At 66.4% G+C, this 13,102-nt stretch carries 10 protein-coding genes and 1 riboswitch; of the genes, 4 read left to right on the forward strand and 6 right to left on the reverse strand.

Going from position 1 to position 13,102, the window contains the following annotated elements; translation table 11 throughout:
- Positions 1–2 precede the first annotated feature (2 nt).
- From ACFFDA_RS01575 to ACFFDA_RS01585, 3 genes are read left to right on the forward strand one after another with little or no spacing between them, the layout of a single operon-like run.
- Positions 3–830 carry an ABC transporter permease gene (locus ACFFDA_RS01575; RefSeq protein WP_404477840.1) on the forward strand — a complete coding sequence of 276 codons (828 nt, stop codon included), beginning with the start codon at positions 3–5 and terminating at the stop codon, positions 828–830.
- Positions 827–2,524 carry an ATP-binding cassette domain-containing protein gene (locus tag ACFFDA_RS01580; protein ID WP_404477841.1) on the forward strand — a complete coding sequence of 566 codons (1,698 nt, stop codon included), beginning with the start codon at positions 827–829 and terminating at the stop codon, positions 2,522–2,524. The genes ACFFDA_RS01575 and ACFFDA_RS01580 overlap by 4 nt, the downstream gene beginning before the upstream one ends.
- Before the next feature lie 13 nt (positions 2,525–2,537).
- Positions 2,538–3,878, forward strand: a complete 1,341-nt coding sequence (locus tag ACFFDA_RS01585; RefSeq protein WP_404477842.1) for an NtaA/DmoA family FMN-dependent monooxygenase — start codon at positions 2,538–2,540, stop codon at positions 3,876–3,878.
- 19 nt (positions 3,879–3,897) lie between these two features.
- Here ACFFDA_RS01585 and ACFFDA_RS01590 read toward each other — a convergent pair whose 3' ends face one another.
- The 6 genes from ACFFDA_RS01590 to ACFFDA_RS01615 form a co-directional block, all read right to left on the reverse strand.
- Positions 3,898–4,845: a patatin-like phospholipase family protein gene (locus ACFFDA_RS01590; RefSeq protein WP_404477843.1), complete on the reverse strand. Its 948-nt coding sequence runs from the start codon at positions 4,843–4,845 to the stop codon at positions 3,898–3,900.
- Between the two features lie 245 nt (positions 4,846–5,090).
- On the reverse strand, positions 5,091–7,562 hold the full coding sequence (locus tag ACFFDA_RS01595) for a TonB-dependent receptor (protein ID WP_404477844.1): 2,472 nt from the start codon (positions 7,560–7,562) through the stop codon (positions 5,091–5,093).
- Between the two features lie 406 nt (positions 7,563–7,968).
- A complete protein-coding gene (def, locus tag ACFFDA_RS01600) occupies positions 7,969–8,508 on the reverse strand; it encodes a peptide deformylase (protein ID WP_404477845.1) in 540 nt (179 codons plus the stop codon).
- A gap of 145 nt (positions 8,509–8,653) precedes the next feature.
- Positions 8,654–9,226, reverse strand: coding sequence for a nicotinamide riboside transporter PnuC (gene pnuC / locus ACFFDA_RS01605; RefSeq protein WP_404478324.1), 573 nt, complete (start codon positions 9,224–9,226; stop codon positions 8,654–8,656).
- Positions 9,226–10,353 (reverse strand): phosphotransferase, encoded by a 1,128-nt coding sequence (locus ACFFDA_RS01610; RefSeq protein ID WP_404477846.1) that lies wholly within the window; start codon positions 10,351–10,353, stop codon positions 9,226–9,228. The genes pnuC and ACFFDA_RS01610 overlap by 1 nt, the downstream gene beginning before the upstream one ends.
- 46 nt (positions 10,354–10,399) lie before the next feature.
- Complete coding sequence (locus ACFFDA_RS01615) at positions 10,400–12,697, reverse strand: TonB-dependent receptor (RefSeq protein ID WP_404477847.1); 2,298 nt, start codon at positions 12,695–12,697, stop codon at positions 10,400–10,402.
- Between the two features lie 33 nt (positions 12,698–12,730).
- Positions 12,731–12,840, reverse strand: a riboswitch (TPP riboswitch).
- An 85-nt stretch (positions 12,841–12,925) separates the two neighbouring features.
- Between ACFFDA_RS01615 and ACFFDA_RS01620 the strand changes: the two genes are divergently transcribed.
- A complete protein-coding gene (locus ACFFDA_RS01620; protein WP_404477849.1) occupies positions 12,926–13,078 on the forward strand; it encodes a DUF3649 domain-containing protein in 153 nt (50 codons plus the stop codon).
- Positions 13,079–13,102 lie beyond the last annotated feature (24 nt).

A 13,102-nucleotide genomic window follows, 5' to 3' on the forward strand; every position in this document is an offset into this window, starting at 1 on the left:
CGATGACCCGATCCCTCTTGCGCTACCCGAGCGCCCGTGCCTCCATCGTCATCCTGGCGGTGGTGGCAACGCTCGCCGCCTTCGGGCCTTGGCTCGCTCCCCACGATCCCTTGGCGCAGGATTCCTCGGCGCTGCTCCAGGGACCGAGTGCGACCTACTGGCTGGGCACCGACGCGCTGGGCCGCGATGTGTTCAGCCGCCTGCTCGCCGGATCGACCGTCTCGGTGCTCGCCAGCCTACTCTCCGTTTCGATCGGATTGCTGCTCGGCGTGGTTCCGGGCCTGCTCTCGGTATTCCTGGGCAAGCGTTTCGCGTGGTTCGGCCTGCGCCTCATCGACGCGCTGATGATGCTGCCGTTCCTCGTCTTCGCCATTGCCATGACCGCGATGCTTGGAAACGGCCTCACCCAGGCGATGTTCGCGGTGGGCATCCTCATCACCCCGGCCTTCTTCCGCGTCGCCCGCGCCGCCGCGCTGTCGGTCGCCAATGCCGAGTATATCGAGGCCGCCCGGCTGATGGGCGCCTCTACCGCCTCGATCATCCGCCGCCACGTCGTTGCCAAGGTGCTGCCCGCTGTGGCCGTGGCCGCCGCCTCGATGACCGGCGCCTGCCTCTCCATCGTCGCCTCGCTGACGTTCCTGGGCATCGGCGTCGTCCCGCCCGATCCGACCTGGGGCGGGTTGCTCGCGACCGATCTTTCCACCCTCTACGACCGTCCCTTCGGACCCATCGCGCCCGCCCTGCTGATCGTCGCGACGGTCTGGGCGCTCAACGCGCTGGCCGACGCGATGCGGGACGCCGGCACCGGCAGACAGGAGCAGCGCGCATGACCCCTTCAGACAACGTCATCAGCCTCGGCCGCCACCCCCGCCGTCCCGAGCCCGAAACCCCGCCCGCCGAGCCGATCCTTTCGATCAGCGGCCTGCGCATCGTCGCGGCCGACGGGCGAGAGCTGGTGCACGACATGCACTTCGACCTGCCGCGCGGCGGGACCCTGGGCATCGTCGGAGAGTCGGGCAGCGGCAAGTCGCTCACCTGCCGCGCCATCCTCGACGTGCTGCCGCCGGGCCTCGCCGTCGCCTCCGGGTCGATACGCTACCGCGACGTCGACCTCTCGCGCCTCGACGCAAAATCGTGGCGCGCCCTGCGCGGGGTCGAGCTTTCCGCCGTGTTCCAGGACCCCGGCTCCTATCTCAATCCCTCGATCCCGGTCGGCCGCCAGCTCGCCGAAGCGATCCGCGCCACGTTGAAACTGCCCCGCAAGGCCGCCCGTGCCCGCGCGCTCGACCTGCTCGGCCGGGTCGGGTTTACGGACGCGACGGCGGTTTACCGCCAATACCCTTACGAGCTGTCCGGCGGCATGGCCCAGCGCGTGCTCATCGCGCTCGCCGTCTGCGGCGGCCCCAGCCTGCTGATCGCCGACGAAGCGACAACCGCGCTCGACGTGACGGTGCAGGCCGAAGTCCTCGCCCTCATCGACAAGCTGTGTCGCGAGGAAGACCTGACGCTCATCATGGTCTCGCACGACCTGGCGGTCGTCTCGCAAGTCTGCGACCACGTCATCGTCATGCGCTCGGGCGAGATCGTCGAGGCCGGTCCGACCCGCGAAATCCTGCGCAATCCCAGGAGCGCCTATACCCGCAGCCTGATCGATGACCACGCCGTGCACGCCATCGAAACCGACAGGGCTCGTGCACCGGAAGCGCAACGCGCCCCGCAGCGCCCAGCGCTGCTGAGGATACAGGGCCTTCACGCCGGCTACGGCATCCGCACGGTAGTGCACGATATCGACCTCGAAGTGGCGCCGGGCGAAATCCTCGGCCTGATCGGCGAGACCGGCTCGGGCAAGACGACCCTGCTGCGCACGATCCTGGGCCTCATCCCGGCGGCGACCGGCGCGATCGAGCTGGAAGGACGCCGCATCGACGACCTCGCCGGCAAGGCACTGCGCGCCTTCCGCCGCTCTGGCGCGGTGCAGTACGTATTCCAGGACCCGCTGCGCAGCCTCGATCCCGACCTCACCATCGGCGCGTCGATCGCGGAAGGCCTGCAACTGCGCGGCATCGGTCTGTCGCAGATCGCCGATGCGGTAAGCTCCGCCCTCGACGCCGTGGGCCTGGAACCCGAACTCTCGACCCGCCGCCCGCGCCTGCTATCGGGAGGGCAGCGCCAGCGTGCGGTGATCGCCCGCGCCCTGGCACTGGAGCCCAAGGTCCTCCTGCTCGACGAGCCGGTGAGTGCCCTCGACGCGGTGAACCGGCTGCATGTGCTCAAACTGCTGCGCCAGCTCGCCGACGAGCGCGGGATCGCGCAGATCTTCATCTCGCATGACCTCGGCTCGGTCGCCGGCATCGCCGATCGCGTCGCCGTGCTCTATCGCGGGCAGGTGGTCGAGACGGGGCCGGCGGACGCCATCCTGTCCAGCCCCATGCACCCCTACACGCGCAGGCTGCTCGAAGCGGCACCCCGCATTTCCCGCGAGGCCGCCACGCCGGCGACCCGCACCCTGTTCACGGCCCATTGAAGGAACGCTCGAAATGACCCGCGATACATTGAAGCTGGGCGCCGTCCTGATCGGCGTGGGAGACGCTTCGGGCAAGGGACTGTGGCGCGATCCGGCTGTGCCGCTCGATGCCAGCGTCAACATCGAATGGTACGTCAAGCAAGCGCGCGAGGCCGAAGCGGCGAAGTTCGATTTCGTCTTCATCGTCGACAGTCAGTACATCACGCCCGATTTCCCCAACCACCATCTCAACCGGCTCGAACCGCTCACCCTGCTGTCCGCGGTGGCGATGGCAACCGACAGCATCGGCCTCGTGGCGACGATCAGCACGACCTACAGCGAGCCCTTCGACATCGCCCGCCGCCTCGCCTCGCTCGACCTCATCAGCGGCGGCCGCGCGGGTTGGAACATCGTCACCAGCCAGGACCCCGGCACCGCCGGGAACTTCAGCCGCACCGGACACGGCGACTACGAGACCCGCTACCGCCGCGCGACGGAATCGGTCAAGGTAGTCCAGGGCCTATGGCACTCCTACGAAGAGGACGCCTTTTCCATCGACCGTACCGCGCCGCGCTTCCTCGATCCGGCCAAGCAGCACCGGCTCGACCACCGCGGCGAGTTCTTCTCGGTGACGGGGCCTCTCAACATCCAGCGCTCGCCCCAGGGGCAGCCGCCTCTGATCCAGGCAGGAACCTCCGCGCAAGGGCGGGAACTCAGCGCAAGGTACGCGGACGTCGTGTTCAGCTTCGCCCGCACTCCCCGGGAGGCTCTGGAACTGGCCGACGACGTTCGCGCGCGTGCAAAGGCGGCCAGCCGTGACCCCGCGGACCTTCTGTTCATTCCCGCACTCGGCGTTACCATTGCCGATACCGACGAAGACGCGCAACGCATCGAGCGGTTGCGCACTTCCGCGGGCGACATCGCGCACGGCCTGGCCGGCCTCTCGCGCCAGTTCGCGGGGCATGATTTCAGCGTCTACGACCTCGACGCGGCGTTTCCTGAAATCGCCTCGCCGGAAGCTGCGGGCATCAGCCGCTTCCACGACGACATCGAACGCAAGCGACAGGCCGGAGCGACCTTGCGGGACATCCTGGAAGGGCAGGTCTCGACATGGCTGCGCATCGCGGGCTCCCCGCAAACGATCGCGAACACGCTGGAACACTGGTACGCAAGCGGTGCCGCGGACGGCTTCAACCTGTTCGTGCAGCACCCCGCCGACTGGGAGCGCTTCCGCGCCGAGGTCGTGCCCATCCTCGTCGAACGCGGGTTGTTCCGGGAAGATTACGCTGCCAGGACGCTGCGTGGACACCTCGGGCTGGCCCCTATCGGCAACCGGCATGCCATCGAGACCGAGTCTGAAGCTGTGCTGGCCTGATCCCTGACGCTGGCGGCGGTCAGGAAACCAGCGTCTGGATGATCGGCCATTGCTGCTCGATCGCTTGCCGTCCGGCGTCGATGGCCTTTCGAATCTTCGCCGGATCGAATTCGAGCGTGTCGGAATATTCCTCCTCGGGCTCGATGATGCGGATCTGTGCGAAGCGGTACTTGGAAATCTGCTTGTCGAGAGGCAGAAGCATGCTGTTCGCTTCCACACCGGTCATGCCGCTCGCCTCCAGCCGGGCGAAGAGTTGGCTGCGCGCCGCCAGCATGTCGTTGACGAGAGCGGCATTGGCGACGTCGTTGCGCGAAACCTCCGACTGCAGGAGGCCCACGGCGCGCAGTCCAATGGAAATCATCCCGCCGTACTTGCGCGTGGAGGAAGGATTGCTGCCCGGCGATGCGCGGATCGCGAGCACTCCGGTTGGATTGAGTTCGAGCGCGGCACCCAGCGGGGTCACGTCGCGTACCCCGCCATCCACCCATTGCTGCCCGTCGCTCGTCTGCAACGGGTCGAAGAAGACGGGCATCGCGCAACTGGCATATACCCAGTTATGGATATCGGGCACGCTCTGGTCGATCGTGCGGAACTCCCCGGACTGCAGGCTGACGACGCCGAGCCGCAAATCGATGCCGGAGGCCGCCAGCTTTGCCGGATTTGCAAAGTCCTTCAGCAGCTTGCGCAAGGGGTTGGCGTTGTACAGCGCTTTATCGCCGAATGCCGCGCCGATGACGCCGGCCCGCTCCTTGTAGATATCCTTGTCGCCCTTGAGGCCTTCCCAGACCTTCACAAGCCCTGCCACGTCGTTCTGCGCAACGCCCAGCGCCTGGATCGCGCCGGTAGAAGTTCCCACGACGATCGCGGGCTTGACGCCGTGAAGGTTCACGAGCGCGTCGAGAGCGCCCACCTGAAACGCACCCTTCGCGCCGCCACCGCTCAGGACGATAGCCAACTTGCCCGCCATTGATCGCCTCCCAAGTAAATCAAGTGAATTTGATTTTCATATTCGGAATCGATTCAAATCTGGAAGTATGGAGCTAGCAAAACACTGCCGTTGTCAACGATAGTCTGGTTCCGGCACTTTATCCATGGACGCAGGGAGGCATTCCCTGCGTCCGCGCGCTCGAAGACCGATTGAGAATGGGCCTTGCCCATTATGCCGCACCGAACCACTCCAAAAAGCGCGCTTTCGCGCCTTTTCAAACGGTCTCAGAAGTCGAAGCCCGCTTCAAGCCCGATGGTGCGCCGCGCCCCCGGCGTGACGAAGGAGCCACCGAATTCCGGCGCTGGGATGATCTCCTCCAGGTACTGCTTCTTGAAGAAGTTGTTCACGAAGCCGGTCAGGCGCCACGTTTCGCCCTTGAGCCCGGCACGCAAGTTGAGGATGCCATAGGCATCGCGTCGGGTGCCCGAATAGTCGGCAGTGCCGATACCGGGATAGAACAGGTCGAAGACGGTGCGGCGGGTCTGGTCCTGAACGACGTGGAACCAAGTGGGGCCCGTCAGGCGGTAGTCGGCACGAAAGGTAAAATCGAGGTGGTCGTTGATCGGCTGTTCGACCGACGCGCCGACGTTCAAGGTATAGTCCGCGGAATAGGGCGACTTGTTGCCCACCGTGTCCGGTCGCACCGAGTTCGCCTGGATCTTGCTGTCGAGCACGTTGCCGCCGGCATCGAGCGTGAAGCCCGGCGCGACCCGCCATGTCACGCCCAGTTCCCCGCCGATCAGCCGCACCTTGTCGATGTTGGAGACGACGCGCAGGATGCCGAAGGTGCCGGTGTAGAACTCGAAGAACTGCATGTCGTCGACGATGTTGCGGTACACGGCGCCGCTGAGTTGCACGTCGCCTCCGAACAGGCTGGCCTTGAAGCCCGCCTCAAGCGCGTGGGAAACCTCCTTGCCGTAATCGTCATTGACGCCGATGTTGGAGCCCAGCAGGTCGTTGAAGTAGGTCTGGATCAGCGCCGCACTGCCTTGGCTGTTGAAGCCACCCGCCTTGAAGCCGACGCCGTAGTCCAGGTAGACGTTGACCTCGGGCGTGAACTCGTAGCGAAGCGTCAGCTTGGGTTGCGCCTGCTGGTAGGTCCGCGACTTGGGCACGAGAGTGCCGACCTGGTAGCCCGGGTTGATCGGGGCGCCGGTTACGGGATCGGGCACATTGGGCACCAGCGGGGTGACGTGCCGCTCTTCCCGGTCGAAACGCAGCGCTGCGGACAACGTCAGCTTGTCGGTCGGCTCGTACTGAAGCGAGCCGAACCCCGCATAGACGTCGGTCTTGAAGCGGTCGTCGAAGAGTTGCGAGGTCTGCTGGCGCGTGCCCGGCGCGTTGTAGAGGCTGACCACGACGTCGCCCCCGTCGTCCTCGTTCACTGCGGTTCCGTAATGGCGGTTGATGTGCAGGTAGTAGGCGCCCAGCGACCATTGCAGCGGCCCGTCCGTGTCGGAGGCTAGCCGGATTTCGCCGCTGAGGTCACGCTGGTCGCGCTGGGTGATCTGGATGCCGTCGCACGTGGTCGGGCTGTAGGCGCCCAGCGTCGATGTCCCCGGCGTCGGCCCCAGGAAAAGCGGCGACTGCAGCGTAACCCCTTGCCCGTAGAGGTCCGCAACCGAGGCGATGCACGAAGCCTGGCCACTGAACCGGCCGAGACCCGCCGCGGTGGTATCGGCGTAGAATATCTCGTCAATGTCGGAGAACAGGCCCCAGGCGGTGAGCTTGACGCCGTCGAAGGCGTATTCGGCCTTGAGCGAGCCCTCGATCGTGCGTTGTTCGTCGATCGACGGGACGTTGCGCTGGTAGACGAAGTCCTTGTGGTCGTTGACGTTCTGGAAGAAATCCGGATTGCCGAGTGCCGAAGCGAAATCAGGCAGGGCGAATATGGTCGTGAAGTTGAGCGCGGCTGCCTTCACCTTGTTGTAGCGGAACTTGGCGTCGAGGCTCAACTGGTCGGTGGGCTCGGAATACAGGCGCGCGCCCGCGCCCCAGCCCCGATAGTTGTCGATGGTCTTCCCTTGCGTGCGCGCGTCGGTGCCGGTGTTGCTGTAGAACCCGTCGGTATGGCGGTACTGCCCGAACACGACGATGCCGGTGTTCTCCGACAAGGGGCCCGAAATCGAGCCTTCGGCAAGCTGGCTGTCCTGCGTGGCCCAGGATGTGCGCCCGCTCGCCGCCCAGCTATCACCGGGCTTGCGAGTGCCCATCACGATCACCCCGGCGGTGGCGCCGCGCCCGTAGTAGGCACCCTGGGGCCCCTTGAGCACCTCGAACTGCTCCATCGCGCCCTGGTACTGGTTGACCGCGGAGATATTGGTCTTGAGGATGCCGTCGACGACCAGCGCCACGTTGTTCTCGGCGTCGCGCGCGCCGTTGACGCCTCGGATGTTGATCTGTGCATCCCCCACTTGCGCCGAGTTCGACACGATCGTGACGCCCGGCGTCGAGGCGATCGCCTGCTCGGTAGTAACGATGCCCCTGGCGGCGAGATCCTGGCTGGTCAGCACGGTGATCGAAGCGGGAACGTCGGCCAGCTTCTCGTTCTGCCGGCGCGCGGTGACGGTGATCTCGGAAGCCGGTTCGGCAAGCACGTCGCCGCCGACTTGCGCGGAGGCCGGAACGGAAATGAGTGTCACGGCGAGTGTCGAGAATGCGATCCCGCAGGACAGGTATGCGCGTGCGTTAGCCATCGAATTGCTTCCCCTGTTGAGCACTACGATTGGTGATGGCCCCTCCCGCCCGGCCGTCTTCGGTCCTGGACGATGCAAACCTGACTCATATCCCAAATATTGTACACAAAAATTTTCCGCAGCATCTTAAACGCTTGCGGGTTCTCGCGGGATATGTGGCCATCGGGACACGGTACGTTTGGGTCATTGCAGAACACTTGCTTGATAGTGCTGGAAAAACTCCCTTTTCGCGCGGGAAAGGCAGTTTGAGCGCGTGCTTGCTGCGCATTCCGTCGAAGAAGCGTATTTGTACACCGACAGGGCCCCAAAAAATCGTAGCCCTGCTTGAAATGCGGTGTCTTCCTGCCCTGTGCGCGCATGGCGGCGGCGGCCGAAAGGCGCCCGTTCGTCGGCGCCTGCGCGCGTTTCAGTCCGCCTCGAGCGCGGCGAGCGGACTGTCCGGGAAGAGCGCCTCGATGAAGCCGAACTGCGTCATGTCCACGATCCGCTGAGGATAGAGCACGCCGTCGAGGTGGTCGAACTCGTGCTGGAACACGCGGGCATGGAATCCGCGTGCCTCGCGAACGAGCGTCGTCCCGTCCTCCAGCACTCCTCCGTACCGGACGTGCGTGGCCCGGGGTACTAGGCCGCGCATTCCGGGGACCGAAAGGCATCCTTCCCAACCGTCCTCGGTTTCCTCGGTCAAAATTTCCAACCACGGATTGATGAGCGTGGTGACGGGTACCGCAGGCTCGCCGGGATACCGCGGGCTCTCGTCGAAGCCGAAGATCATCAGGCGCAGACCGACGCCGACCTGCGGCGCCGCAAGGCCGACCCCGTTGGCGGCATGCATGGTCTCGTACATGTCCGCGATGATGCCGGCCAACGCCGGGTCGGTGATGTCAGCCACGGGCGCAGCCACTTGCAGGAGCCGGGGATCGCCCATCTTCAGGATCTCACGGATCATGCCTGGTACTCCTCTTGATCGCCCAGATCGAACCAGAATTTCCGTCCCCGGGAAACCCCGAAGCGTCGATTGGACAGGATAAGGGCAAACGCGTCGCCCCGATCCCGGTATCTCGTTCCTCAAAAGCGGACCCTGCACGCTGTGACTATGAAATCCTGGCCCCATCGGCGGCCGCCTGCCGCCATCGCCTGTAGCCCAGCACCGCAAGGCCGACCATCGCCGCATAGAGCCCGGCGGTCAGCCACAGTTCCTTGACGACGAACATCCCGACGTAGAGGACGTCGACCGCGATCCACAGGAGCCAGCTCGCCGCCTGCCGCCGCGCCGTCCAGTACTGGGCGACGAGGCTGAAGCTGCTCAGCCCGGCATCCATCCAGGGCAGCGCCGCATCGGTGTAGCGGCTGGTGAACCAGCCGATGGCGAGCGCCCCGACGGCGCCCGCCGCCAGCCCCGCCGACGCCTGCAGCGGCGGCAGCGGGCGCACCACGATATCGCCCGATTCCTCCTTCCCGCGCGCCCAGGCGATCCAGCCGTAGACGATGGCGATACCGAACAGGGCCTGCAGCACCATGTCGGCATAGAGCCGCACGTCGAGAAACAGCTTGAAGTAGAGCCCGCAGGCCAGGAGATTGACCGGCCAGCACAGCATGCGTCGCCGGGCGGTCAACCAGATCCCCAGGAAGCTGACGGCGACGGCGACGATCTCGAGTGCCGACATCACGCCATCGCTCCCTGTTCCACCTGTTGCAGGAAATCGCGTCCCGGGATGGACAGGAACCACTCGGCATGACCGAGAAGGTAGCCGTCCCAGGCCAGCGCCGCCTGGTCGCGATCGCCCAGGATACCGGCGAAATAATCGACCTCCGACAGCGCGAATTCTACGTGCACCAGCGGCAGGAGGCGCACGAGCGTCTCGATCTCGGACCCGGCCAGCGGCAGCACGGTCCGATAGCCGGCGAGGAGCGCCAGCGCGGCCTGCGCATCGGCGCGCCCGTCCTCCAGTTCCAGCCAAGGGATGGCAGTGCGCTCGATCGCGGTCGCGAGATCGTGCAACGCACAGGTCCGCGTCGCCAGCCCGAAGTCGAAGACCGTGCGCACGGTGCCCTCGGGCGACCAGAGCAAGTTGGAGGGATGCCAGTCGTTGTGCGTCCATAGCATCGGCTGGCGCGCCAGCCTTGCGGGCAGTCCGGCGCCGAGCGAGGCGAACAGGCGGGCCAGTTGCGCCTGCCACGGCTTGTCCGCGAGGAACGCGGCGAGCGCCGGACGGGCGGCGACATAGGCCCCGGCCGCCGCCAGAGGGTCTTGCGCCGGGACGATCGTGAAGCTGGCTACGAGCGGCTGGTCGTCGCGCGGGTGCTCGGCGAAACCGCGTGCCGCCAGATGCAGCCGCGCCAGCGCCGCGCCAGCCGCGAAGGCATGGCGGTGGTCCAGGAACGGCGTCCACGAAGGCCGGTCGCGATAGAGGTCGATACCGGGGGCCTTGCGGTGCACCTCGCAGGTCCATTCGCCTTGCGCGATGGCACCGGCGCCGCCGGCCGCCGCCATGACATCGGGCACCGCCAGCCCTGCGAACCGCAAGTGCGCCATGAAGGCATGCTCCTGCGCCAGCGCCGCCGGCGAGCGCAGCCGCCGGTGATGGCGCTTGAGGAAGAACTCACCCTCGCCCGTCTCCACCAGCGTCGCCGCCGAGAACGGGCGCGGCGAATGCCAGCGCAGCGCGACGAGGCGCCCGGCGGCGGGAAACGCGGAAAGGATCGCCTCGGCCTCCGCAGACGTGATCGCGGGCCAGGTCGGCGCCTCCATGGCGGTGCCCATCCCGTGCACGAGATGACCTGCGCCGCTCATGCCCGGTCGACCGCCCCGGCGCGAAGCCCGTCCGCCCCCGCCACCGTCAGAACGCGCGCGAAAGCGTCGCCACGAAGGCACGCCCGCTCCCGATGTAGTAGGTCGGCGCCGAGCCCGCGATCAGAGTGCCGTTTCGCCCGAAGGTGTCCTGCGCATTGGTGCCCACGGCCTGGACGCCCGAAAGCACGCGCGGGTTGGTCACGTTGATCGCGTTGAGCCGCAGGTCGGTGCGCTGCGCGTCGATCAGCCCGGCAAGGTGCACGCCGATCGACAGGTCGAGCGTAGCGTAGCCCTTGATGCTCTCGTCGTTCGTGAAGGTCGCGTACTGGCGGCCGACGTATTTGAGCGCGGTGCTGCCGAACAGGCGCCCGTCGTCGTACGTACTGCCTACGCCGAACTGGAACGTCGGGCTCGATACCGCGTGCCTGCCCTTGGTCGGCAGATAATCGCCATTGACGGCCAGGTCGTCGTCCAGCCTCGCGTGCAGGTATTCGCCCGAAACGTAGACGCTCACCCCCTTCGCGGGGCGATAGTCGATCTCGCCGTCGAGGCCGTAGGAGGTCTGGCTGCCGGCATTGACCGTCGAATTGACCAGCGCCCCGCCGCTGTCGATCACCGTCGCCACCTGCCGGTTGCGGAAATGGTAGTGGAAGGCGGTCAGCGAGAACGAAAGGCTGGGGCCGATGTAGCGATAGCCCATCTCCTCGGAGACCGAATATTCGTTCTTGAGCGCATTGGTGCCCTGCCCCACCAGTTCTCCGCCGTAGTAGCTGTCGTAGAGTGCGAACTCGTTGGGCGTGCGGAAGTTGGTGGTCACGTTGGCGAAGACCTGCTGCCTTTCGTCCAATTGGTAGTGCACCGCGGCGCGAGGCAGCGCGGCGAAGCGGTCGAAGTGCACTTTCGACTGCGGCCCAGGCAAGTAGTTGCGTCCGTTGCGCCGCACGTCCACGCCCTTGAAGCCGATCTCGACACCCAGGCGTTCGGTGATCGCGATGCTGTCGGCCAGGAAGAAGGCCTTGGTCACGGTGACCGTGCGCTGGTTCTCGTACGCGAGCAGCCGGCCGTCGGCGGTGTGGATGGCCTCGTCCTGGTAGCCCCATTCGTCGACCGGCCGGCCATCGGCACCGATCGAGGTGTAGGACTGGGTGACGCGGTCGGTCCCGTAGTCGAACCAGGCCCCGGCGGTGATCCGGTGTGCACCCGCCTGCACGGTGAACTTGGAGACGTTGCCGGCGCGCACCTGCTTGCCGGTGTAGTTACCGAGCACCGTGGCCACCCCGTTCACCGCGCCGGGCAGCGCGATCGGTTGCGCCAGTTCCTCGTTGCCGAGGTAGTTGCCGGTCGTCGCAAGCTGGGTGCCGTAGGGCGAGTTGCCGTGGCCGAACTGGAGATAGCCGGTGCTGTCGAACACCACCGCGTCGCTCAGCTTGAGGTGGACCGGGGCGGCGAAATAGAGGTTGCGGAACGGGCCGCGATAGAGCCGCCAGTAGTTGGTATTGCCCTCGGTATAGCGCTCGTCGAAATTGAAGCCGCGCCCCTGCGCATGCCAGTCGGCCAGGCTGGGGCTGGGATAGGCCGAGGTGCTGGCGTCGTTGTAGGAGACCGCGATGCTGGCACGGTTGCCGTCGCCCCACTCGCGCAGCAGCTTGGCATCGACGTGCTGGCGCTTGTCGAAGCCGGCGCCGCGCCAGTTGTCGGCGCGGTTGTTCGAATAGGACACGAAGGCCTTGAGCCCGCTCGACCCGATCGCGCCGCTGTCGAGCCGCACGAACAGGCGCCGCTCGTCGTAGGAACCGGCCGAGAGGTTGACCAGCGCCCCCGGCTCCGCCGCAGGTTCGTCGAGCGACAGCGACAAAAGGCCGCCGGCGGCTGCGACGACCGGCGAATCGATGTCAACCGAGCCTTGCGCGAGGACCACCTGGCGCACGTTCTCGGCATCGGCGAACTGCGAAGGGTAGGCGTAGAAATAGCCGATGTCGTTCTGCGGCGCGCCTTCCATCAGGACACCGATCTGGTCCTGGCCCAACCCGCGCAGGGTCAGGCCCGAACTGGCCGACAGGCCGTAGGGGTCGCTCGACGAGACGTTGGCGCCAGGCAGGAGGTTGACGAGTTGGAACGCGTTCAGCGTCGGCGCCTGTTTGGTGATGAAGGCGGCCGATATCGCGCTGATCGCCTTGGGCGCGGTCTGGTCGGGCAGCAGGCCTTCGGGATCGGGATGGCCGATGACCTGGATGTCCGCGCGATCGCCGTCGTCGTCCGGGGCGGCAGCCATGGCCTCCGACGCGAACAGCAGGGCGGGGAGCGCCAGCGCGGCTCCACCGATAAGACCAACACTACCAGCCATCTTTTCGTGTCCACTCCATTCGAAGGGACAACGGAAACTGCCGCCGGCCCTCCCTACGCCGGCATCAACCGGATCAGGTTCAGCGGGTCGTGGCCTGCAGGCCACCTCTCAGCCGCGCGTCAGCGGCCCCCCGGGGATGGGGTCGTCTAGGCTGTCCGATGCGCGGTGGAAAGCGTAATCGCGCATGCCGCGCCATCATCGCGATTCCGCCGGTTCGGGGCGACTAGATTGGTTGTTGCAAACCATTCGCACGAAGGCGCCCGTCACCGTGGTCGGTCGCGGGTGCTCCCCGCCCGCAGCGCCGGACGCGCATGGCTCGGTCTCGCCGTCGCGACGCTGCCGCTCGCGCTGTTGTTGTGGCTGCTGACGACGGTCGGGTGAGCGTGTCCCCGTTTCTGGCGCCCC

The sequence above is a fragment of the Novosphingobium sp. BL-52-GroH genome, assembly GCF_044813085.1.
Taxonomy (GTDB): Bacteria; Pseudomonadota; Alphaproteobacteria; order Sphingomonadales; family Sphingomonadaceae; genus Novosphingobium.